General features: G+C 72.6%; 14 protein-coding genes. 4 read left to right on the forward strand and 10 right to left on the reverse strand.

Going from position 1 to position 24,125, the window contains the following annotated elements; all coding sequences use genetic code 11:
* Positions 1-22 precede the first annotated feature (22 nt).
* From DDJ31_RS26345 to DDJ31_RS26355, 3 genes are all read left to right on the forward strand, one after another.
* A complete protein-coding gene (locus tag DDJ31_RS26345) occupies positions 23-409 on the forward strand; it encodes a MerR family transcriptional regulator (RefSeq protein ID WP_127177899.1) in 387 nt (128 codons plus the stop codon).
* Positions 406-738, forward strand: coding sequence for a thioredoxin family protein (locus DDJ31_RS26350; protein WP_127177898.1), 333 nt, complete (start codon positions 406-408; stop codon positions 736-738). Before DDJ31_RS26345 ends, DDJ31_RS26350 begins: the two co-directional genes overlap by 4 nt.
* A 180-nt stretch (positions 739-918) precedes the next feature.
* On the forward strand, positions 919-3,222 hold the full coding sequence (locus DDJ31_RS26355) for a HelD family protein (RefSeq protein WP_127177897.1): 2,304 nt from the start codon (positions 919-921) through the stop codon (positions 3,220-3,222).
* Positions 3,223-3,261: 39 nt separating this feature from the next.
* Here the strand turns inward: DDJ31_RS26355 and glgB are convergent, their stop codons facing one another.
* From glgB to DDJ31_RS26380, 5 genes are all read right to left on the reverse strand, one after another.
* Positions 3,262-5,823 carry a 1,4-alpha-glucan branching enzyme gene (glgB, locus tag DDJ31_RS26360; protein ID WP_127177896.1) on the reverse strand — a complete coding sequence of 854 codons (2,562 nt, stop codon included), beginning with the start codon at positions 5,821-5,823 and terminating at the stop codon, positions 3,262-3,264.
* Positions 5,824-5,855: 32 nt separating this feature from the next.
* Positions 5,856-7,256, reverse strand: a complete 1,401-nt coding sequence (locus DDJ31_RS26365; RefSeq protein ID WP_127177895.1) for a maltokinase N-terminal cap-like domain-containing protein — start codon at positions 7,254-7,256, stop codon at positions 5,856-5,858.
* Between the two features lie 93 nt (positions 7,257-7,349).
* Positions 7,350-9,050 (reverse strand): maltose alpha-D-glucosyltransferase, encoded by a 1,701-nt coding sequence (gene treS / locus DDJ31_RS26370; RefSeq protein ID WP_127177894.1) that lies wholly within the window; start codon positions 9,048-9,050, stop codon positions 7,350-7,352.
* A complete protein-coding gene (locus tag DDJ31_RS26375) occupies positions 9,047-11,146 on the reverse strand; it encodes an alpha-1,4-glucan--maltose-1-phosphate maltosyltransferase (RefSeq protein WP_127177893.1) in 2,100 nt (699 codons plus the stop codon). Before DDJ31_RS26375 ends, treS begins: the two co-directional genes overlap by 4 nt.
* 247 nt (positions 11,147-11,393) lie before the next feature.
* Positions 11,394-12,611 (reverse strand): S8 family peptidase, encoded by a 1,218-nt coding sequence (locus DDJ31_RS26380; protein WP_127177892.1) that lies wholly within the window; start codon positions 12,609-12,611, stop codon positions 11,394-11,396.
* 314 nt (positions 12,612-12,925) lie between these two features.
* Here DDJ31_RS26380 and DDJ31_RS26385 point away from each other — a divergent pair, with 314 nt between their 5' ends.
* Positions 12,926-15,544 carry a glycosyltransferase family 1 protein gene (locus DDJ31_RS26385; protein WP_127177891.1) on the forward strand — a complete coding sequence of 873 codons (2,619 nt, stop codon included), beginning with the start codon at positions 12,926-12,928 and terminating at the stop codon, positions 15,542-15,544.
* Between the two features lie 58 nt (positions 15,545-15,602).
* On the opposite strand, the gene DDJ31_RS26390 is transcribed toward DDJ31_RS26385, so the two are convergent.
* From DDJ31_RS26390 to DDJ31_RS26410, 5 genes are all read right to left on the reverse strand, one after another.
* Positions 15,603-16,124, reverse strand: a complete 522-nt coding sequence (locus DDJ31_RS26390; RefSeq protein WP_127177890.1) for a DUF1990 family protein — start codon at positions 16,122-16,124, stop codon at positions 15,603-15,605.
* Positions 16,125-16,197: 73 nt separating this feature from the next.
* Positions 16,198-17,859, reverse strand: coding sequence for a M4 family metallopeptidase (locus DDJ31_RS26395; protein ID WP_127177889.1), 1,662 nt, complete (start codon positions 17,857-17,859; stop codon positions 16,198-16,200).
* A gap of 317 nt (positions 17,860-18,176) precedes the next feature.
* Positions 18,177-20,222: a M4 family metallopeptidase gene (locus DDJ31_RS26400; RefSeq protein ID WP_127177888.1), complete on the reverse strand. Its 2,046-nt coding sequence runs from the start codon at positions 20,220-20,222 to the stop codon at positions 18,177-18,179.
* A gap of 429 nt (positions 20,223-20,651) precedes the next feature.
* On the reverse strand, positions 20,652-22,403 hold the full coding sequence (locus DDJ31_RS26405; RefSeq protein WP_127177887.1) for an ABC transporter ATP-binding protein: 1,752 nt from the start codon (positions 22,401-22,403) through the stop codon (positions 20,652-20,654).
* Positions 22,400-24,121 (reverse strand): ABC transporter ATP-binding protein, encoded by a 1,722-nt coding sequence (locus DDJ31_RS26410; protein WP_127177886.1) that lies wholly within the window; start codon positions 24,119-24,121, stop codon positions 22,400-22,402. Before DDJ31_RS26410 ends, DDJ31_RS26405 begins: the two co-directional genes overlap by 4 nt.
* Between the last annotated feature and the right edge of the window lie 4 nt (positions 24,122-24,125).

Consider the following 24,125-nt stretch of genomic DNA (forward strand, 5'->3'; position numbering starts at 1 on the left):
CGTCAAGGATTACGTTCGACGTATGCGAATCGGCGAGCTGGCCGCACGGGCCGGGACCACCACGCGGACGCTGCGGTACTACGAGTCGCGCGGGCTGCTGTCCGCGCGGCGCGCGGACAACGGCTACCGCAGCTACGACGAGAGCGATCTGCGGCTGCTGCGGCAGATCAGGACGCTCCAGGACTTCGGGTTCGACCTGGAGGAGACCCGGCCCTTCGTTGACTGCCTGCGCGCCGGCCATCCGCAGGGGGACACCTGTCCCGCCTCGCTCGACGTCTACCGGCGCAAGCTCGCCGAGCTGGACGCGCTGATCGACGAGCTGCGGTCGGTCCGCGCGGAGATCGGGGTGCGGCTGGCGTCGGCCGGGGGCGAGGAACCGTTGTGCGAACTGGAAGGGCCGAAACTGTGACGACGACCGCGGGCGTGACCGAGGTGACCGACGCGAATTTCGCCGACGAGGTGCTCGGATCGGCACTTCCGGTGCTGGTGGAGTTCACCGCCGACTGGTGTCCGCCGTGCCGCCAGATGGCGCCCGTGCTGCGCGCGCTGGCCGTGGAGGAGGCCGGCCGGATGCGGGTCGTCCAGCTGAACGTGGACCACGATCCGGAGACGACCAACGCCTACAAGGTGCTCTCCATGCCGACGTTCATGCTGTTCAGGGACGGTGAGCCGGTCCGTTCCCTGGTCGGCGCGCGGCCGAAGCGGCGGCTGCTGGCCGAGCTGGAGGACGCGCTGTAACGCCCGGCCCGAGCCGTCGGGAGCCCGACACCAGAAATCCCCCGGACGTTGCGTCCGGGGGATTTCTTTGGGTATATTCATTGATTCGTGACTTCAATTCGCGGTGTGAACTGCGGATCAACTGCGAAGCAACTTCGCATCGAGTGCGGCAGTCACGAACAAGCTTGATGGGGTCATCATATGCGGCCGGGAGTGGAATTGTCAAACAGCGAATTTCCGGACGGTGAAATCCGTCGGGAACAGGAATTCATCGACGGGCTGTACACCCACGTCGACGCCCTGCGCGGCGACACCGAGGCGGGCGTCACCGACGCGCTCGCCCAGGGCAACACGCCCATGCAGGCCCGGCTGGAGCGGGACATCCTGGTCGCCGAGCGCTCCGGGCTGCTCGCCGCGCTGAACGCCGTCGACGGATCGCTCTGCTTCGGCCGGATCGACCTCACCTCCGGCACCAGCCACCACATCGGGCGCATCGGGCTGCGCGCCGACGACGACGCGCGCACCCCGATCCTGATCGACTGGCGTGCCGACGTCGCCCGCCCGTTCTACCTCGCCACCGGCCACACCCCGATGGGCCTGCGCCGCCGCAGACACCTCACCACCGACGGCCGTACCGTGACCGCGCTGCACGACGAGATCCTCGACCTCGGCGACGCCACCCGCACCGGACACGAGGACCCGACCGGGGACGCCGTCCTGCTGAGCGCGCTCGACTCCGCGCGCACCGGCCGGATGGGCGACATCGTGCAGACCATCCAGGCCGAGCAGGACGAGATCATCCGGGCCCCGCACCGCGGCGTCCTGGTGGTCGAGGGCGGCCCCGGCACCGGCAAGACCGCCGTCGCCCTGCACCGGGCCGCCTATCTGCTCTACGAGCACCGGGAGTTGCTGGCCAGGCGCGCGGTCCTGATCGTCGGCCCGAACCCGGCCTTCCTCGGCTACATCGGCGAGGTGCTGCCCGCCCTCGGCGAGACCGGCGTGCTCCTCGCGACCGTCGGCGAACTCTTCCCCGGCGTGCGGGCGACCGCCACCGACACCCCGCGGGCGGCCGCCGTGAAGGGCCGCGCCGAGATGGCCGACGTGCTCGCCGCCGCCGTTCGCGACCGGCAGGCGCTGCCCGACCCGGTCCTCACCATCGAGCACGACCGCGAGGTCCTGATGCTCGACGACGGCCTGGTGCAGGTCGCCCGCGACCGCACCCGCGAGACCCGGCTGCCGCACAACGCGGCCCGCGAGTACTTCGAGGGCCACATCCTCAACACGCTCACCGACATGGTCGCCGAACGCATCGGCACCGACCCGTTCGACGGGTCCAACCTGCTCGACCCCAGCGACATCACCCAGATCCGCGACGACCTCGCCGAGAACCCCGAGGTCTGGTCGGCGATCGACCGGCTCTGGCCGCGGCTCACCCCGCGCCGCCTGGTCGCCGACCTGCTGGCCGCCCCCGAGGAGTATCTGAGCGACGAGGACGCCGCCGCCGTCCGCCGCCCGGTGACCCGCTCCTGGACGGTCGCCGACGTACCCCTGCTCGACGAGGCCGCCGAACTCCTCGGCGTCGACGAGCGGGTGGCCCGCGCCCGCGCCGACCGCGAACGCGAGACGCAGATCGCCTACGCGCAGGGTGTCCTCGACGTCTCCTTCGCCTCGCGCACCTACGAGTTCGAGGACAAGGAGGACGGCGACCCCGACGGCTCGGAGGTGCTCTCGGCGCACGACATCATCGACGCCGAACGGTTCGCCGAACGCCACGAGGAGGAGGACTTCCGCAGCGCCGCCGAGCGCGCGGCGGCCGACCGGACCTGGGCGTTCGGGCACATCATCGTCGACGAGGCGCAGGAACTGTCCCCGATGGCCTGGCGGTTGCTGATGCGGCGCAGCCCGACCCGGTCGATGACACTGGTCGGCGACCCCGTCCAGACCGCCGAGGCGGCCGGGGTCGGCTCCTGGGCCGACATCCTCGCGCCGTACGTCGAGGACCGCTGGGAGCACGCCAGGCTGGGGGTCAACTACCGCACCCCCGCCGAGATCATGGAGGTGGCGGCGAGCGTCGTCCGCGCCGAACGGCCCGACTTCGAGCCGCCCAGCTCGGTCCGCGCCACCGGCGTACGGCCCTGGGTGCGGCAGGCCGGCCGCGCCGGGCTGCCCGCGGCGGTCGCCGAGGCCGTCGCCGAACTGACCCCCGACGAGGGCAGGTTGGCGGTGATCGCGCCACGCGACCTGCACCGCGCGCTGGCCGCCGTGCTCGACGGCGTCACGGCCGGCTCGGAACCCGACCTGACCCGCACGGTCGTCCTCCTCGACCCCCGCCAGTCGAAGGGTCTGGAGTTCGACTCGGTCCTGGTGGTGGAACCGGGCCGCTACGGCACGAGCGACCTGTACGTGGCCCTGACCCGGGCCACCCAGCGGCTCGGTGTCCTGCACACACAGGCCCTGCCCCCGGGCCTGGCGGACGCCGCGTCGACGCTCCCGCGGCACTCCTGAAGCGGCGGGGTCCGCGCCCGGGGGACGGGCTGACGGGCCTCACGCCGGTCGCAGCCACACCGTCGCCAGCGGTGGCAGGGTCAGCCGGACGCTCGACCCCCGGCCGTGCCAGGGGTGGGGCTCCGGTTTGATCGTGTCCGGGTGGACGACGTCGCTGCCGCCGTAGCGTGCCGCGTCGGTGTTGAGGACCTCCTGCCAGGCCGGGACGTCCTCGGGGACGCCGACGCGGTAGTCGTGGCGGACCACGGGGGAGAGGTGGGTCACCGCGAGCAGCGGGCCGCCGTCGGCGTCCAGTCGCAGATAGGCGAAGACGTTGTCCTCGGCGGAGTCGCCGGTGACCCACTGGAAGCCGGACGGGTCGGTGTCGCGCTGCCAGAGGGCCGCGGTGGCGGTGTAGACGGTGTTGAGGTCGCGGACCAGGTCGCGCACGCCCCGGTGGTCGGCCTCGGCGCCGTACGCCGGGTCGAGCAGCCACCAGTCGGGGCCGTGCGCCTCGGACCATTCGGCGCCCTGCGCGAACTCCTGTCCCATGAAGAGGAGTTGCTTGCCCGGGTGGGCCCACATGTGGGCGAGGTAGGCGCGCAGGTCGGCCCGCCGCTGCCACCAGTCGCCCGGCATCTTCGAGACCAGCGACCGCTTGCCGTGCACCACCTCGTCGTGCGAGATCGGCAGCACGTAGTTCTCGCTGTACGCGTACACCATCGAGAACGTCATCTCATGGTGGTGATGCCTGCGGTGCACCGGCTCGTGCGCCATGTACGCCAGCGAGTCGTGCATCCACCCCATGTTCCACTTCATGCCGAAGCCGAGGCCGCCGGTGTCCGTGGCCCGCGTGACGCCGTCCCACGCCGTCGACTCCTCCGCGATCGTGACGATCCCCGGCACCCGCCGGTACACCGTCGCGTTCATCTCCTGAAGGAACGCCACCGCGTCCAGGTTCTCCCGGCCGCCGTACGCGTTCGGCGTCCACTGGCCCTCCTCGCGCGAGTAGTCGAGGTAGAGCATCGAGGCGACGGCGTCCACCCGCAGCCCGTCGATGTGGAACTCCTCGCACCAGTACACGGCGTTCGCCACCAGGAAGTTGCGCACCTCACGGCGGCCGAAGTCGAACTCCAGGGTCCCCCAGTCGGGGTGCGCCGCCCGCAGCGGATCCTCGCTCTCGTACAGCGGACGCCCGTCGAACTCGGCCAACGCCCAGTCGTCGCGCGGGAAATGGGCCGGCACCCAGTCCATCAGCACCCCGATGCCGGCCTGGTGCAGCGCGTCGACGAGGAACCGGAAGTCGTCCGGGGTGCCGAGCCGCGCGGTCGGCGCGTAGAAGCCGGTGACCTGGTAGCCCCACGAGCCGCCGAACGGATGCTCCGCGACCGGCATCAACTCGACGTGCGTGAACCCGAGATCCTTCACATAGGCGGGCAGCTGCTCGGCCAGTTGGCGGTAGGTCAAGCCCGGTCGCCAGGACGGGAGATGCACCTCGTAGACCGAGAACGGCGCCTCGTGCGGCGGCACTTCACCGCGCCGCGCCATCCACGCGCCGTCCTGCCACTCGTGGTGCGCGGCCGTCACCACGGACGACGTCGCGGGCGGCACCTCGGTACGGCGGGCCATCGGGTCGGCACGCTGGGTCCGTGAACCGTCCGGCCTGGTCAGCTCGTACTTGTACAGCTCGCCCTCGCCGACCCCCGGCACGAACAGCTCCCACACCCCGGAGGAGCCGAGCGACCGCATCGGGAACCCGGTGCCGTCCCAGAAGTTGAAGGTGCCCGCCAGCCGCACCCCGCGCGCGTTCGGCGCCCACACCGCGAACCGGGTGCCCGCCACGCCCTGGTGGACCGTCGGGTGCGCGCCGAGCGCCTTCCACAGCTCCTCGTGCCGACCCTCGCCGATCAGATACAGGTCCAACTCGCCCAGTGTGGGCAGGAACCGGTACGCGTCCTCGACCTCGGGCTCGGCGCCCTCGTACGCCACCAGCAGCCGGTACGCCGGGACCTCGGGCAGGGCCAGCAGCCCGGAGAAGAACCCGTCGCCGTCGTCGTGCAGCGCCGTCCGCAGCCCGTCCCCGACGACGGTCACCGACCGCGCGTACGGCCGGAACGCCCGGAACACCACCCCGCCCGCCACCGGATGCGCCCCCAGCACCGCGTGCGGCGCGTGGTGCGTACCGTGCAGCAGCCGCTCCCGGTCGACGGCGTCCAGCGCGGGCGACACGGCTACCTCGACGGGCGGGACGGGCGGGACAGGTGGGACGGGCGCGACGGGAGCAAGGGGTACGGGCGCGGGTGCCTTCTCCGCCACGGCGGCCCTCCCCGTCGTCGCCTTCTCGGCAGCCGCCTTCTCGGCAGCCGCCTTCTCAGCGGCGGACGTCTTGGCAGCGGACGTTCTGGCCGCCGACGTCTTGCCCGCGGAGGTCTTGGCCGCGGATGCCTTCCCCGCGGACGTCTTCCCCGCGGACGTCTTCCCCGCCCCCTTCCTCGCCGCGGGGTTCTTCCCCGCCGCCTTCTTCGTCGTGGGCTTCCTCGGCGTGGCCTTCTCCTCCGGGACGGCCGGTTCCTCGGCCGGCCTCTTCGGATCCTGACCGCTTGACGGGGGGCGGGGGGTCACTGGCTGCGCCTCCTAGGCGAGGGTCGGGGCGGTCAGAAGGGTTCGACGGGGGTCGCGTAGCGCTCGATCGCCGCCATCGGCACGGTGAGCCAGTCCGGGCGGTGCCGGGCCTCGTAGACGACCTCGTAGATCGCCTTGTCGGTCTCGCAGGCCCGCAGCAGCACCGGGTCAGTGCGCGGGTCCTCCCCGCTGACCTGCGCGTATCCGGTGCAGAACGCGGCCCGGCAGGCCGCCGCCCACCCCGGTGCGGCGGGCCCTGCCGAGTGCGCCGCGTAGTCGAAGGAGCGCAGCATCCCCGCGACGTCCCGCGAGGTCGGCTGCGGCAGCCTGCGCTCCGCCAGGGGCTTGGACGGCTCGCCCTCGAAGTCGATCAGCGACCACTCGCCGTCCGGCGAGCGCAGGCACTGGCCGAGGTGCAGATCGCCGTGGACGCGCTGCGCGACCCAGGTGCGGCCCTCCTCGGCGAGGTCGGAGAGGGCGGTGAACGCCGTGCGCAGCGCCGGCACGTAGGGGCGCAGCACCGGTACCGCCTGCGCCGCCGACTCCAGGCGCTCCACCATGCCGTCGACCATCAGCCGCAGTTGGGCGCGGCCGAGGGTGACCGTGGGCAGTGCGCGGGCCAGCGCCGTGTGCACCTCGGCGGTGGCGCGGCCCAGGGCGCGGGCCTCGGCGCAGAAGTCCTCGCCCTTGGCGAGTTCCCGCAGCGCCAGCTCCCAGCCGTCCGCCGCGCCCTGCACGAACGGCTGGAGGACCGCGAGGACGGACGGTTCGCCGTCGAGGTCGGCCCGCAGCCAGCCGGTCGGGGCGGGCACCCGGGGGCAGTGCTCGCGGGCGAGCGCCAGCGGGAGTTCGAGGTCGGGGTTGACGCCGGGCACGATCCGGCGCAGCAGCTTCAGGATGAACGTATCGCCGTAGATGACGGACGAGTTGGACTGCTCGGTCGTCACCGGGCGGGGGACCAGGCCCGGCCTGATCTCCTGGGCGGGGTCCCGTTCGAAGCGGAGCCCGCCGATGCGGGCCTGGGCACGCAGTGCCTCCAGGAGCACGTCGGCGGGCCTGGGGTCGGAGAGGGCGTCGTACACCGTGCGTCCGGCGAGCGGGCCCTGCTCGACATGGCCGATGAGCGCGGGCGCCAGCCGGGGCGGCAGCGCCTCGCGCGCGCCTATCAGCAGCTGGTAGCAGTCACCGGGCTGCGGAGCGGCGCCCGGCACCGGCGGTTGATGGGCGCGCACCAGCAGGTGGTGCAGGCCGAGGCGGCTCTCCGACGGCAGCAGCTCGGTGGCGGCGGCCAGGGAGAACCCGGTGACCGGGCGCCCCTTGCCGGCGAACCAGCGCTGCCTCGGCAGCCACTCCCGCAGCAGCGGGTCGAGGGAGGGGAGGAGGCCGAGTCCGGCGTCTGCCGGGCTCGCGGAGCGGGTGAAGGCTTCCGACATGGCGGCGCGTCCTTTCCCCGGGCGGGTCGGGGTGTTACTGATGGGTGCCCCGGTCGGGACAGGGGAAACGCCCCCGCCCCGAGAGCCGAGACCCTATGCGGCGTCCTTGCGGAGCCGGAACCAGTAGAAGCCGTGGCCGCCGAGGGTCAGCAGGTACGGCAGTTCGCCGACGGCCGGGAAGCGCACCCCGCCGAACAGCTCGACCGGGTGCCGGCCGGTGAAGGCCCGCAGGTCCAGCTCGGTCGGCTGCGCGAAGCGGGAGAAGTTGTTGACGCACAGCACGAGGTCGTCCTCGTGCTCCCGCAGGAACGCGATCACCGCCGGGTTGGACGACGGCAGTTCGGTGTAGGTGCCGAGGCCGAAGGCGTGGTTCTGCTTGCGGATCTCGATCATCCGGCGGGTCCAGTGCAGCAGCGACGAGGGCGACGACATCGACGCCTCGACGTTGGTGACCTGGTAGCCGTAGACGGGGTCCATGATGGTCGGCAGGGACAGCCGTCCGGGGTCGCAGGAGGAGAAGCCCGCGTTGCGGTCGGGGGTCCACTGCATGGGGGTGCGGACGGCGTCGCGGTCGCCGAGCCAGATGTTGTCGCCCATGCCGATCTCGTCGCCGTAGTAGAGGATCGGCGAGCCGGGGAGGGAGAGGAGCAGGGCGGTGAAGAGTTCGATCTGGTTGCGGTCGTTGTCGAGGAGGGGGGCGAGGCGGCGGCGGATGCCGATGTTGGCGCGCATCCGCGGGTCCTTGGCGTACTCGGCCCACATGTAGTCGCGTTCCTCGTCGGTGACCATCTCGAGGGTGAGTTCGTCGTGGTTGCGCAGGAAGATGCCCCACTGGCAGCCGGAGGGGATCGCGGGCGTCTTGGCGAGGATCTCGGAGACGGGGTAGCGGGACTCGCGGCGCACGGCCATGAAGATGCGGGGCATGACGGGGAAGTGGAACGCCATGTGGCACTCGTCGCCGCCGCTGCGGTAGTCGCCGAAGTAGTCGACGACGTCCTCGGGCCACTGGTTGGCCTCCGCGAGCAGCACCGTGTCCGGATAGTGCGCGTCGATCTCCTTGCGCACCCGCTTCAGGAACTCGTGCGTCGCCGGGAGGTTCTCGCAGTTGGTCCCCTCCTGCTGGTACAGGTACGGGACCGCGTCGAGGCGGAAGCCGTCGATGCCGAGGTCGAGCCAGAACCGCAGCGCCGAGACCATCTCCTCCTGGACCGCCGGGTTCTCGTAGTTGAGGTCCGGCTGGTGGGAGAAGAACCGGTGCCAGTAGTACTCCTTGCGGACCGGGTCGAACGTCCAGTTGGACGCCTCCGTGTCGACGAAGATGATCCGCGCCTCGGGGTACTGCTTGTCGTCCTGGGCCCAGACGTAGTAGTCGCCGTAGGGGCCTTGGGGGTCCTTGCGGGACTCCTGGAACCACGGGTGCTGGTCGCTGGTGTGGTTCATGACGAAGTCGATGATGACGCGCATGCCGCGCTGGTGGGCGGCGTCGACGAACTCGACGAAGTCGGCGAGGTCGCCGAACTCGGGGAGGACGGCGGTGTAGTCGGAGACGTCGTAGCCGCCGTCGCGCAGCGGTGACTTGAAGAAGGGCGGGAGCCAGATGCAGTCGATGCCCAGCCACTGGAGGTAGTCGAGCTTGGCGGTGAGGCCCTTGAGGTCGCCGACGCCGTCGCCGTTGCTGTCCTGGAAGGACCGGACGAGAACCTCGTAGAAGACCGCGCGTTTGAACCAATCCGGGTCCCGGTCCTTGGCGGGGGTGTCCTCGAAGGTGTCCGGAACGGGCTCGTTGACGATCATATGGTGGGTGACCCTCCGATCTGCGGGGTGGACGGTCGCAGGACGGTGAAGACGTGCGCGGGCCGGTGCCCCGGCTCCAGGCGTACGTAGTTGGCCCTGCCCCAGTGGTAGGTCTCGCCGGTGAGCTCGTCGCGCACCGGCACCGACTCGTGCCAGTCGAGGCCGAGTTGCGGCATGTTCAACGAGACCGTGGCCTCCTGGGTGTGGTGCGCGTCGAGGTTGGCGACCACCAGAACCGTGTTCGAACCGCTCCGCTTCGAGTAAGCGATCACCGCCTCCTGGTCGACGGGATGGAAGTGCAGGTCGCGCAGTTGGCGCAGGGCGGGGCTCGCCCGGCGGATCTCGTTGAGCCGGGTGATCAGGGGGGCGATGGTGCGGCCCTCGCGGGCGGCGGCTTCCCAGTCGCGGGGGCGGAGCTGGTACTTCTCGGAGTCGAGGTACTCCTCGCTGCCGTCGCGCAGCGGGGTGTTCTCGCAGAGTTCGTAGCCGCTGTAGACGCCCCAGGTGGGGGAGAGGGTGGCGGCCAGGACGGCGCGGACCTCGAAGGCGGGCCTGCCGCCGTGCTGGAGGAAGGCGTGCAGGATGTCGGGGGTGTTGACGAAGAGGTTGGGCCGCATCGACGCGGCGCTCTCCCCGGACAGTTCGGTGAGGTAGTCGGTGAGTTCGGGCTTGGTGGTGCGCCAGGTGAAGTAGGTGTACGACTGCTGGAAGCCGATCTCGCCGAGGGTGCGCATCATCGCCGGGCGGGTGAACGCCTCGGCGAGGAAGATCACGTCGGGGTCGGCGCGGTTGATCTCGCCGATGACCCGCTCCCAGAACACCACGGGTTTGGTGTGCGGGTTGTCGACGCGGAAGATCCGCACCCCGTGGCCCATCCACAGCCGCAGCACCCGTACCGTCTCCGCGACGAGTCCTTCGAGGTCGGCGTCGAAGGCGACGGGGTAGATGTCCTGGTACTTCTTCGGCGGGTTCTCCGCGTACGCGATGCTCCCGTCGGCCCGGTGGTTAAACCACTCCGGGTGCTTGTCGACCCACGGGTGGTCGGGGGAGCACTGGAGGGCGAAGTCCAGGGCGACTTCGAGGCCGAGGTCACGGGCCCGCCCCACGAACCAGGCGAAGTCCTCCGTCGTGCCCAGGCGCGGGTGCACCGCGTCGTGGCCGCCCTCGGGCGAACCGATCGCCCACGGCACGCCGACGTCGTCGGGGCCGGCGGACAACGTGTTGTTGCGGCCCTTGCGATACGTCGTGCCGATCGGGTGGATCGGCGGCAGATACACCACATCGAAACCCATGCCCGCGATTGCCGGAAGCCTGCCTGCCGCCGTCCTGAAGGTGCCGTGGGGCTCCTCGGGCGTGCCCTCGGAACGCGGGAAGAACTCGTACCAGGCGCCGTACAGGGCCCGTTCACGCTCCACGAGCAGCGGCAGCGGCTCGGACGAGGTGACCAGGTCACGCACCGGATGGCGGGCCAGTACCGCCGTCACCTCGGGGGCCAGCGCCGCCGCCAGCCGTGAGGTGGCCGGAAGGCTGCGGTCGCGCAGCGCGTCGGCGGCGCCGCGCACCGCCTTGCGCAGCCCGCCGCCCTTGGGGACGCCCGCGGCGGCCCGTTCGTACAGCCGCGCGCCCTCCTCCAGGACCAGTTCGGTGTCGATGCCGGCCGGGATCTTGATCCCGGCGTGGTGGTGCCAGGTGGTGAGCGGATCGCTCCACGCCTCGACGTGGTACGTCCAGCGGCCGGGCGCGGTGACGGTGACGGTGGCGCCCCAGCGGTCGGTGCCGGGGGCGAGTTCACGCATCGGGGTCCAGGGGCCCTTGCGCCCCTGCGGATCGGTGAGGACGACATCGGCCGCCACGGCATCGTGACCCTCACGGAACACGGTGGCCGAGATCTCGAACGATTCCCCGGTCACCGCCTTCGCGGGACGCCTGCCGCGCTGGACGACGGGACGTACGTCGAGGACGGGGATGCGTCCGATGAGGTCCTGGCCGGCCGCGGAGGGTGGCTCCGGGGGCGGCGGACCGGTGTCGGCCGGGGGTACCGGGGCCGTCGCGGTGCCGGGTGTCGGGGGTGCTGACGTGTGGTGCGTGGCGGGCATGACCGCTCCTGTCCGCGTCAACGTGGGTGGGCGGATGGCTGAGGGGAGGTGGGTCCTGCGTCAGGTACCCCTCGAATTCCGGGGAATTCGGAGGGGGTCGTACCGGAGGTTCCTTCCCACCCTAAGCGAGTGCGCAATCCGGCACTTTGTTAACTACTCGCGCGTATGTCTACACACGAGTCCGGCCGGGCCCGCGGGGTTCGGCGGCCGCGTCGGGACACTGTCGGGCAGGGCTGCCGGTCTGCCGCTACAGGGCCGGTACCTGCAGGAGTTCGTCCGGCGAACCGGGCCCCCGGCCGGACACTTTCCCGTGCGCCGCATTCTTTGCGAGCGCTTTGGAAACACGCTCAGGCTCGGCCTTCGGGTTTTCGGACAAATACAGCGCGGCGGCGCCCGCGACATGCGGACTCGCCATCGACGTACCTGAATAGGTCGCTTCGGCGGTGTCACTGGCATAGGACGCGGAGGTGACGGCGACGCCCGGCGCGAACAGGTCGACCGACGGGCCGAAGTTCGAGAAGGGGGCGCGGGCGTCGTCGGGTCCTGTCGCGCCGACCGTGATCGCCTCCGCCACGTCCGCGGGCGAGAACAGCCCGGCCGGCCGCCCCGCGTTGCCCGCCGCGACCGTGTAGGTGACACCGGACGCGACGGAGGCGCGGACGGCCGCGTCCAACTGGGCGTTGTACGGACCGCCCACGCTGAGGTTGGCGACCGCGGGCCGCCGCGCGTGCCGGGTCACCCAGTCGACGCCCGCGATGACCTGCGCGGCCGTGCCGGTGCCCCGGTCGTCGAAGACCCGCACGGAGACGATCCGCGCCTTCCCGGCGACCCCGTACCGCGCACCCGCGACGGTGGCCGCGACATGCGTGCCGTGCCCGTTGCCGTCGGAGGCGGTCCGGTCGCCGTCGGCGAAGTCCCAGCCGTGGGAGGCCCGTCCGCCGAAGTCCCGGTGGGTGACGCGGACGCCGGTGTCGATCACGTACACCGTCACCCCGCGGCCCCCCGACGCGGTCCGCCGGTAGCGCCCGTCGAGCGGCAGCCCCGGCCGGTCGATCCGGTCCAGCCCCCAGGGCGGCGGGTCGCCCTCGGCGCCCGCGAGCGACACCCGGGTGTCGGGGACGACGGCCGCGACCCGCGGGTCGGCCGCGAGCCGCCGCGCCCGCGCCGCGTCCGCGCGGACCGCGTAGCCGTTCAAGGCGGTCCGGTAGGTCCGCACGATCCGGACCCCGTACCGGTCGACGACCGCCCGCCCGGCGGGGGACCCGGCCAGCACCCGCTCCGCCGACGAGGGCGGCGAGTGGCTCCTGAACGTCACCAGATAGCTCCCGCCGGGCGGGCCGGCGTCCGTGTCCCCGGCCCCGGGCGCCGCCCGCGCGGGCAGCGGGCCGATCGCGAGCAGGACGGCGCAGGCCACCGCCGTCAGCCCGCCGAGCCGGCCAGGACGCCGGTCACGCGTCCGTGCCATGGTTCGCGTCTCGGTTCCCCTCAGTTCCCCTCCTCGACCCGGCACACGACCACGCCCCCGTCGCCGGGGGCACCCGGCGGCCGGTCGGTACGCCACGGGGGAAGCCTCTCGTGCGCGCCGAAGCCCGACAAGAACGCCTCGGGGGGCGGAATCGGCCATCTCGCGCACCGCCCGTGCCGCAGGTCGTACGGGGTCCCGGACGGTGTCCGGCCGGGCGGCGCCGTGGTGAGGGCGGCCGGACGCCTATACCGTCGACCGTGACGACGGGACGCACACCGCCGTGCGTCCCTTTCCGCACGCCTGACGAGGTGGCAATGAAGGCTATCCGTCGCTTCACCGTCCGACCCGTCCTGCCCGAACCCCTCCAGCCGCTCAGCGACCTCGCGCGCAATCTGCGCTGGTCCTGGCACGCGGAGACCCGCGACCTCTTCCACTCCGTCGACCCCGAACGCTGGGCCGCGTCGGACCGCGACCCGGTACGGCTGCTCGGCAGCGTGCCACCGGCCCGGCTCGCCGAGCTGGCCCAGGACCGCCGCTTCCTGCGCCGGCTGACCGCCGCCGCCGACGACCTCGACGACTATGTCCGCGGCGCGCGCTGGTACCAGGCGCAGTCCGGTGAACTCCCCGCCGCCGTCGCCTACTTCTCCCCCGAGTTCGGCATCACCGCCGCCCTGCCCCAGTACTCGGGCGGCCTCGGCATCCTGGCCGGCGACCACCTCAAGGCCGCGAGCGACCTCGGGGTGCCGCTGATCGGGGTCGGCCTGCTCTACCGGCACGGCTACTTCCGCCAGACCCTCTCCCGGGACGGCTGGCAGCAGGAGCACTACCCCGTCCTCGACCCGCACGAGCTGCCCCTCACCCTCCTCGAAGAGGCCGACGGCACCCCCGCCCGGGTCGCCCTCGCGCTGCCCGGCGGCCGGCAGCTGCACGCCAGGATCTGGCTGGCCCAGGTCGGCCGGGTGCCGCTGCTGATGCTGGACTCCGACGTCGAGGAGAACGACGTCGGCGGACGCGGGGTGACCGACCGCCTCTACGGCGGCGGCAGCGAACACCGGCTGCTCCAGGAGATGCTGCTCGGCATCGGCGGGGTGCGGGCGGTGCGCGCGTACTGCCGGCTCACCGGACACCCGCGACCCGAGGTCTTCCACACCAACGAGGGCCACGCCGGGTTCCTCGGCCTGGAACGCATCGCCGAACTCGCCGACGACGGGCTGGACTTCGACGCCGCCCTGGAGGCGGTACGGGCCGGCACCGTCTTCACCACCCACACCCCGGTGCCGGCCGGCATCGACCGCTTCGACCGCGACCTCGTCGCCCGGCACTTCGGCCCCGACGCCGAACTCCCGCGCATCGACGTCGGCCAGATCCTCCGGCTCGGCAGGGAGACCTACCCGGGAGGCGAACCCGACCTCTTCAACATGGCCGTGATGGGCCTGCGCCTCGGACAGCGCGCCAACGGCGTCTCCCTGCTGCACGGGCAGGTCAGCCGGGAGATGTTCGCCGGCCTCTGGCCCGGCTTCGACGCCGAGGAGGTGCCCATCACCTCGGTGACCAACGGCGTCCACGCGCCGACCTGGGTGGCTCCCGAGGTGCTCAGGCTCGGCGCCCGGCAGGTCGGCGCCCAGCGCACCGAGGACGCCCTCACCGTCGGCGGCTCGCAGCGCTGGGACGCGGTCGCCGACATCCCCGACCTCGACATCTGGGAGCTGCGCCGCACCCTGCGCGAGCAACTGGTGACCGAGGTACGGCGCAGGCTGACCGTGTCCTGGCGCCAACGCGGCGCGGGCACGGCCGAGTTGGGGTGGATCGACGGGGTGCTCGACCCGGACGTCCTGACCATCGGGTTCGCCCGCAGGGTCCCGTCGTACAAGCGGCTGACGCTGATGCTGAGCGACCCCGACCGGCTGAAGGGCCTGCTGCTGCACCCCGAGCGGCCGATCCAGATCGTGGTCGCGGGCAAGGCCCACCCGGCGGACGACGGCGGCAAACGCCTGGTGCAGGAGCTGGTGCGGTTCGCCGACGACCCGCGGGTGCGGCACCGGATCGTCTTCCTGCCCGACTACGGCATGGGGATGGCGCAGAAGCTCTACCCGGGCTGCGACATCTGGCTCAACAACCCGCTGCGCCCGCTGGAGGCGTGCGGCACGTCGGGCATGAAGGCCGCCCTCAACGGCTGCCTCAACCTGTCGGTCCTCGACGGCTGGTGGGACGAGTGGTTCCAGCCCGACTTCGGCTGGGCGATCCCCACCGCGGACGGCGCGGGCACCGACCCCGACCGCAGGGACGCCATAGAGGCGGCCGCCCTCTACGACCTGCTGGAGCAGCGGGTCGCGCCGCGCTTCTACGAGCGCGGCAGGACCGGACTGCCCGACCGCTGGATCGAGATGGTCCGCCAGACCCTCACCCTGCTCGGCCCCAAGGTGCTGGCGGGCCGGATGGTCAGGGAGTACGTGGAGCGCCTCTACACCCCGGCCGCCCACGCCCACCGCGTGATGACCCCGGACACGGCCCGCGCGCTGGCGGGCTGGAAGGAGCGGGTGCGGGCGGCCTGGCCCGGGGTGCGGGTCGACCATGTGGAGACGACGACGGCCACCCCGACGGCGGAACTCGGCTCGACGCTCGGCCTGCGGGTCCGCGTCGCGCTGGCCGGCCTCGGCCCCGAGGACGTCGAGGTCCAGGCGGTCTCCGGCCGGGTGGACCCGGAGGACCGCCTCACGGACGCGACGGCGACCCCCCTCAAACCGGTCGGCACCCCCGACCTGGAGGGCCGCTGGCTCTACGAGGGCCCGCTGGCCCTGGACCGCACGGGCCCCTACGGCTACACGGTCCGCATCCTCCCGTCCCACCCCCTGCTCGCCTCCCCGACCGAACTGGGCCTGGTGACGACACCGACGGAGGACGCGGCGGCGGGGGCGGGGGTGCTGCTGCGGTGAGCGCGCGCCGGGCGCCCGGTCGGCGGGCGTCCGGCCGACGGCGTCAGGGCGCCGGCCCTCAGTCCTCCGCCAGGTCCGCGCAGAGCCGTCGCAGGGTCGCCCCGCAGCGGCGGGCGTACGCCTGCTGGAGGGCTCGGGCCGCCGGGCCCGCCGCTCGGGCGTACCACTTCTGGCCGCGGCTGAAGGCGGCGACCGTCAGCCAGACCGTGCCGTCCCCGGTGCGGTCGACGGTGAAGGACTCCTCGCCGGACTCGGGGTGGCCGGCCAGGGTGCCGTAGGCCCAGCCGCGGCGGCGCGGCTCGTCCTGGGTCCACACCACCCGGCAGGGGGCCCGAATGATTCCGGCCAGGGTGACGGTGACGTCGACGTCGGGGGCCGCGCGGTCGGCGTCGGTCTCCATGCCGACGCCCATCGCGCGGTGCATCTCCCAGGTGAGGACCGCCTCCGAGGCTCGGCGGAAGACCTTCTCGCCCTCGCCGATGCGGGTCCGCACATGGAGGGAGTGGTAGCCGGGCGGGCAGAAGGCCGGATCGTCGCGGGTCGCGCCGACCGGCTCGTACGTGAAGTGCGGCGAGGACATGGCACCCAAGAGTAGGGCGGCCCCCGGGATCAGCTACCTCCCGGGGGCCATTGTTCGGTCAACTACCTTGCGCTCAGGTCACGTTGACGGCGGTCCAGGCCGACGCCACCGCGTTGTACTCGGTCGATCCCGAGCCGTACAGGGCGGCCGCGGCGGAGAGCGTGCCGGTGCGGGCCGACTTGTAGTTCGTCGTCGACGTGAAGTACGTCGTCAGCGCCTTGTACCAGATCTGCAGCGCCTTGGCGCGGCCGATGCCGGTGACCGTGGAGCCGCTGTACGTGGGCGAGTTGTAGCTGACGCCGTTGATCGTCTTCGCGCCGCTGCCCTCGGACAGCAGGTAGAAGAAGTGGTTGGCGACACCGGACGAGTAGTGCACGTCCAGGTTCTTCGTCGTCGAGGACCAGTAGTTGGCGGAGGCGCCGTCCTTGCTGGGCTGGTCCATGTACCGCAGCGGCGTGCCGTTGCCGTTGATGTTGATCTTCTCGCCGATGAGGTAGTCGCCGACGTCGGAGGCGTTGTTGGCGTAGAACTCCACGCCGGTGCCGAAGATGTCGGAGGTCGCCTCGTTCAGGCCGCCGGACTCGCCCGAGTAGTTGAGGCCCGCGGTGTTGGAGGTGACGCCGTGGCTCATCTCGTGGCCCGCCACGTCCAGCGAGGTCAGCGGGTGCGTGTTGGACGAGCCGTCGCCGTACGTCATGCAGAAGCAGCTGTCGTCCCAGAACGCGTTGACGTACGCGTTGCCGTAGTGGACGCGGGAGTAGGCGGCGACACCGTTGTTCTTGATGCCGTTGCGCCCGAAGGTGCTCTTGTAGAAGTCCCAGGTGGCCTGGGCGCCGTAGGCGGCGTCCACCGCGGCCGTCTGGTCGGTGCTCGAGCTGGAGGCGGCGCCGGTGCCCCAGGTGTCGTCCGCGTCGGTGAACAGGGACCCGGTGCCGGAGGTGCTCCGGGCCAGGTTGTAGGTCTTGTGACCGCCGCGCGTGGTGTCGTACAGCTGGTACGTCGAGCCCGACAGCGTGGTGTTGAGGGTGACGGTGCCCGAGTACAGGCTCTTGCCGGTGCCGGTCTCGATGCCCTGGTACTCGTAGAGCTTCTTGCCGCTGGCCGCGTCGGTGATGACGTGCAGCTGGTTCGGGGTGCCGTCGTCCTGGAGGCCGCCGACGACGGTCTCGTAGGCGAGGACCGGGGTGCCGTCGCCGGCCCAGATCACCTTGCGGGGGGCGGCGTCGGCGGCGGTGGCGGCCGAACCGGCGTCCTTCGCGACGGTCAGCGCCTGCTTCTCCGCCTTGGCCGCGGCGATCTGCGGCTTCACCGAGGCGACCTTGATGGTCGCCTTGACGGCCTTGGTGACGCCTCTGGTGGCGCCGGTCGCCGACTGGTGGACGATCAGGTCGCCGCCGAGCACGGGCAGGCCCGCGTAGGTGCGCTCGTAGCGGGTGTGCACCGAGCCGTCGGTGTCCTTGAGGACGTCCTTGACGACCAGCTTCTCCTTGGCGCCGAGACCTATCTCCTGCGCGGTCTCGGTGGCGTCGGCCTGGCGCTCCTCGACGAGCGAGGCGCGGGCGCCGGCGGAGAGTTGGAGCGGCGCCGCGGCGAGCGGGGCCTTGGCCGTGGTGTCCGCCGGGGTCTGGGCGGCGGCCGGACCGGTGGTCAGACCGGTGGCGAGCAGGGCTCCGGCGGCAACAGCGGTGGCGATGGCCAGAGTCGAGCGCTTGTGACGCGTGTAGAGGGGGGTCACACAAGCTCCTTGGAGTGGGGAGTCCGGACCGGCGTGGGGCGTCCGGCCGGGAGTTGCTTGAGGTTGTGCGGCGGTTGTGAGGAAGAGTGGCATCAAGGACGCGTACATGTCAGTCCCGCGAAGTGATGTTGGCTGAATATCGACGTCCGAGTGAACATTGCGGGAATGTGAACCCGCTTGACCTCCGTAAAGGCCCAACCAGCGGGCGGCATGGTGTTGGCAAAAAACTGGTCCCGCCCAGAGGCGTGGGAGGGCGCCGCCCCGGGGATTCGAACCGCCGGGGCGACGCCCTGGCACGGGCCCGCGGGCCCCGCGCCCTACGGGAAGGTCAGCGAGAACCCGTTGAGCTGACCGGTGTCCTGGGCTGCCTGGTCCTGGACCTTCAACTTCCAGGTGCCGTTGGCGACTTCGGCCGAGGCGTCGACGGTGAACGTCTGCTGGACGTTGTCCGCCGAGTCCGACGGGCTGGCGTTCTTCAGCCGGTACGCGGCCCCGCTCGGACCCACCAGATCGATCGCCAGGTCACCCCGGTAGGTGTGGGTGATGTCGACCGAAACCTGAAGGGCCGACGGGGCGTTGCCGGTCCGTCCGGTGACCGTCACGGACGACGTGACGGCCGCCCCGTTGTCCGGAATCGACACCGCGGTGGCGTTCTCGAACGAGGTGCCCGTGCCGCCGCCCGCCGTGGAGCGCGCGCCCACCGCGACGCCCGCCCAGGCGTCCTGCACCGCCTTGTACTCGGCGGAGGTGGTGCCGTACAGCTCACCCGCCGCCGCGAGGGTCCCGGTGCGGGCGGCCGCGTAGTTGGTGGTGGAGGTGAACTTGGTGGTCAGCGCCCGGTACCAGATCGCCAGCGCCTTGTCCCGGCCGATGCCGGTGACCGGAAGGCCGTCCGCGGTCGCCGAGTTGTAGCTGACCCCGTTGATGGTCTTCGCGCCGCTGCCCTCGGACAGCAGGTAGAAGAAGTGGTTGGCCGGGCCCGAGGAGTAGTGCACGTCGACCGAGCCGATGCCGGAGTACCAGCTGTCCTTGGACGCGCCGTCCTTGCTCGGCTTGTCCATGTACCGCAGCGGCGTGCCGTTGCCGTTGACGTTGATCTTCTCGCCGATGAGGTAGTCGCCGACGTCGGTGGCGTTCGCCGCGTAGAACTCCACGCCGGTGCCGAAGATGTCGGAGGTCGCCTCGTTCAACCCGCCCGACTCGCCCGAGTAGTTGAGCCCCGCGGTGTTGGAGGTGACGCCGTGGCTCATCTCGTGGCCCGCCACGTCGAGCGCGGTCAGCGGACGGGCGTTGCCGCTGCCGTCGCCGTACGTCATGCAGAAGCAGCTGTCGGTCCAGAACGCGTTGACGTACGCGTTGCCGTAGTGGACCCGCGAGTAGGCGCCGACGCCGTTGTTCTTGATGCCGTTGCGCCCGAAGGTGTTCTTGTAGAAGTCCCAGGTGGTCGCCGCGCCGTAGTGGGCGTCCGCGCCCGCCGTCGCCGCGTTCGACGTGGTGCCGTTGCCCCAGGTGTCGTTGGTCTGCGAGAAGAGCGTGCCGGTGCCGGACGAACCCCGGTTGAGGTTGTACGTCTTGTGGCCGCCGCGCGCGCCGTCGGTCAGCGTGTACGTCGAGCCGGACTGCGTGGTGGTCAGCGCGACCTGGCCGCTGTACTGGGTGTTGCCGGTGCCGTTCTTGACGCCCTGGTACTCGTAGAGCTTCTTGCCGGTCGCCGCGTCCGTGATGACGTGCAGCTCGTTCGGCGTGCCGTCGTCCTGGAGGCCGCCGACGACCGTCTCGTACGCCAGCACCGGGGTGCCGGTCGCCGCCCAGACCACCGCGCGCGGCGCCGCGTCGGCGCTCGCCCCGGTCGCCCCGAGGGCCTGCGCCCGCCGCACGGCCTGCCGCTCGGCGGCGGCCTCGGTGACGTCGGGGGTGAGGTCGACGCCGGTCAGGGCCGCGGTCGACGCCTTGACGACCCGCAGGGTGGCGCCCGAGCCGGCGGTGTCGACGATCAGGTCGCCGCCCAGCACCGGAAGGCCGCCGTAGGTGCGGTCGTAGCGGGTGTGCAGGGTGCCGTCGGCGTCCTTGACGACGTCCTTGACGACGAGCTTCTCCTGGGCGCCGAGCCCGATGTCGCGGGCGGTGGCGGCGCGGGCCGTGCCGGCGTCACGGAGCAACTCGGCGCGCAGGGAGGGGGAGAGGGCGACGGTGGCGCGGGTCTGCCCGGCCGCGGGGGCCGGCGCGGCGTTCGCGGCGCCCGACTGGACGGCCGTGGCGATCAGGGCGGCGACACCGGCGAGGGCGACGGCGGCGGCGCGGCGGTGCGTGGTGGGGCGGGGTGCGGTGTGGGAGGTGCGTCCGCGAGAGGAACTGCTTCTCAACACTGACTCCTTCTGCGTGGCCGCGGGTCGCGCGGCCGGGGGAGACCGGACGGCGAGGGGGCCGGCCGGGCGGTACGCGGAACCAGGTGCGTGCAGTGCGGGCCGGTGCACGGCGGTACTCCGTGGGGTGAAGCTGTGGGGTCGCTGTGAACGGGCCGTGGGAAGAGTCGCAGGAGTTCACCCCGTATGTCAGGGGCGCGTCAGGAAGTTGGCCGGAATTGGTTCGTTGTCCGGTTGTTCATGTTCGCTATGCGGACTCGCCATCTGGCGAGAGGGCGGACGGCGCCCCGGAAAGCCCCGCGGAACCGCCGAGGGGCTCAGGGCCGCCCGCCGGGAAGACCGACCGCCGCCGGACCACTCCGCCGCGCCAACGACCCGTCCCCGCAACCCGCTTGACCCACCGTGGCCCCGGGTCGTCGTCCGCTCGCCCTACGACGGCTCCCCGTGCCAGGTCCGCCACAGGGCCGCGTACGCGCCGTCCGCCGCCACCAGCTCCTCGTGCGTGCCGAGTTCGGTGAGGAGGCCGTGCTCCATCACCGCCACCCGGTCCGCGTCGTGCGCGGTGTGCAGCCGGTGCGCGATCGCGATGACCGTACGGCCGGTCAGGACGGCGGCCAGGGCGCGTTCGGTGTGCCGGGCGGTCGTCGGGTCGAGCAGCGCCGTCGCCTCGTCGAGGATCAGCGTGTGCGGGTCCGCCAGCACCACCCGGGCCAGGGCGAGTTGCTGGGCCTGCGAGCCGTCGGTGCGCGCACCGCCCTCGCCGAGCCGGGTGTCGAGCCCCTCGGCCAGCTCCCGCACCCAGTCGTCGGCGCCCACCGACGTCAGCGCCGCCCACAACTCCTTGTCGTCCGCGTCCGGTTCGGCGATCAGCAGATTGTCCCTGACGCTCCCGAGGAACACATGGTGCTCCTGGGTGACCAGCACCACCTGCCGCCGCAACCGCTCGGGCCCGAGCGCCACCACCGGCACCCCGCCGACCGTCATCGTGCCGACGGTCGGCGCCTCGACACCCGCGAGCAGCCGGCTCAGCGTCGTCTTCCCGGCGCCCGAGGGGCCCACCACCGCGAGCCGTTCACCTGGCCGCACGGTCAGGTCCACGCCGCGCAGCACCTCGCCGCCCCGCTCGTAGGAGTACCGCACCCCCGACACGTCGACGCGGCCGTCGACCGGCTCCGCCGATCCGTCGGGCACCGCGCGCGGCGCCCGCGCCAGCCCCTCCACCCGGGCGAACGAGGCGCCGCTGCTCTGGAGTTGCTCGATCCGCATCAGCACCTCGTCGAGCGGCCCGGCCAGCCGCTGCTGGTACAGGGCCGCCGCCACGACCTCGCCCACGCTCAGCGTGCCGCGCGCGTGCAGGACCCCGCCGAGCAGCAGCACCGCCGCCACCGGCACCAGATAGGAGACCTCGATCACCGGGAAGAGCACCGTGCGCAGGAACAGCGTGTACACGCGGGTGCGGCGGGACTCCTCCACCGCGTCCCGGCTCGCCGCGATCCGCCGCCCGCCGAGACGCAGCGCCTCGACCGTGCGGGCGCCCGCCGCGGTCGTCGCGACGATCTCCGCGATCCGGGAGGTGGCGGCGCCCTCGGCGAGGTAGCCGGGCCTGGCCCGGCGCAGGTACCAGCGCATGACGGCCCAGATGCCGGCCAGGCCGAGCAGCCCGCAGGCGCCGAGCCGCGGGTCGAGGGCGAACACCGCGCCCATCAGGAACAGCGCCTGCGCGGAGTTGATGAGCAGCTCGGGTCCCGCGTCCCGCAGGGTGGCGCCGACCGTGGTGACGTCGGCGGTGCCGCGCGCGGTGAGGTCGCCGGTGCCGGCCCGCTCGACGGTGGCCGCGGGCAGCGCCAGGGTGCGCCGGACGAACTCCTCGCGCACCCGCGCCAGCACCCGTTCCCCGAACCGGTGCCCCACGTACCGCGCCCAGCGGGCGAGCAGCAGCTGTCCGAGCGCGCAGAGCAGGATCCACAGCGCGAGCCGGTCGACCGCGCCGACCCCGGCGCCGCCCCGCACCTCGTCCACGATCCGTCCGACCAGCCAGGGCCCGGCGAGCCCGGCGCCGGCGGCGAGCGCGTTGAGCGCGAGGACCAGCCCGAACGCCCGGAGGTCCGCGCGCACCAGGCGGCCCACGGCCCGGCGGACGTCGGCGGGCCGGGCGACGGGAAGGTGTGCGGCGGTGGTCATCGCCCCACCCCCTCTCCCGCGGGCTCGTCGGCGTCGCGGGCCACCAGCGCGCGGTAGCCCGGTTCGGTGGCGAGGAGGCGGGCGTGGGTGCCGGTGGCGGCGACCTTGCCGTCCACCAGGAAGTGGACGGTGTCCGCGTGGTCCAGGACCAGCGGGGACGTCGTCGTCACCACGGTCGTCCGGCCGGCGCGGGCGTCCCGCAGCCGTCGCGCCACCCTGGCCTCCGTGTGGGCGTCAAGGGCCGACGTCGGTTGGACGGCCAGCAGCACCTCGGGGTCGGCGAGCAACGCCCGTACCAGCCGCACGCGTTGGCGCTGGCCGCCGGAGAGGTTGCGTCCCTGCGCGTCGATCACGGTGTCGAGTCCGTCGGGCAGCCCCCGCACGATGTCCTCCGCGACGGCCGCCCGCACCGCCCGCTCGATGTCGGCGTCGGCCGGGTCCCGGCGCCCGCGGACCAGGTCGCGGAAGCTGCCCCCGAACAGGTCGGCCTCGTGGTCGGCGACCAGGATCCGTTCCCTGACCTGGGCCAGCCGGATGTCGGCGAGCGGCACCCGGCCCCAGGTCGCCGCCGACGGCAGATAACGGCCGAGCCGGTCCACGACGGCCACCGCGTCGGCCGGGCGGGCGCAGGCCAGCGCGGTCAGCAGCCCCGGCCGCACCCGCACCCCGGACACCGGGTCGTGCAGCGCGGACGGTTCGGCGGGGGCGTCCAGGGTGCCGGTGTCCGCCATCGGCGCGAGGCTCAGGAACCGCACGACCCGGCGGGCCGCGACCACCCCCCGGCTGATCTGGTAGCCGCACTCCACCCAGAACCCCACCGGCAGCACCAGCACCGCCACATACCCGTACACCGACACCAACTCGCCGACGGTGATGTCGCCCCGGGCGGCGAGCCGGGCGGCGAGCCAGGTCACCACGGCGAGGAACACCGTCGGCAGCCCGACGCCGAGGGCCTGCACCCAGCTGGTGACGGCGCCGACCCGGTACCCCTGCCGCAGCAGCCGTCGTGAGTCGCGCCGGAAGGCGTCCGCGACCAGGTCCTTGCCGCCGAGCCCGTTCAGCACCCGCAGCCCGCCCGCGAGGTCGGAGATCCGCGCGGTGAGCACCCCCTGCCGGTCCCGGTACTCGCCCTCCGCCCCTTGCAGCCGCGCGAGCAGCGGCCCGACCAGGACGACGATCACCGGGATGCCGAGCAGCACCACGGCGGCGATCAGCGGCGAGACGGCCACCAGCAGCCCGGCGACCACCAGATAGGCGACGACGGCGCCGACGCCGGGCCCGACCACGGTCAGCGCCGTCGCGATGGTCTGCACGTCACCGACCCCGATGGTGACGACCTCCCCGGCCCCCACCCGGCGCGGCAGCGCGGCCCCCAGCCGGGTCGCGTGCCCGACGACCAGCTTCACGGTGCGGAAGTTGGCGTCGAGCCTGACCCGGGTCATCGTCCGGTGCCGCATGACGCTCAGCCAGGCGTTGAAGACGCCCACCCCGAAGAGCGCGGCCGTCCACCCGGCCAGCACCGCGAAGTCACCGGGTTCGAGCCCCCCGTCGACGGCCCGTGCCAGCAGGTAGGGCGAGACCGCGAGCAGCACCATCCACCCGCTGCCCAGCAGCGCCCCGGCGATCGAGCGGCCCCGCTGCCGGCACACCAGCCACCACAGGTACCGCCCGCCCCCGCGCAGATCCGGCGTCCCGGGGTCCTCGTACGCGTCGATCATCCGG

It is taken from the genome of Streptomyces griseoviridis, assembly GCF_005222485.1.
Lineage (GTDB): Bacteria > Actinomycetota > Actinomycetes > Streptomycetales > Streptomycetaceae > Streptomyces > Streptomyces hintoniae.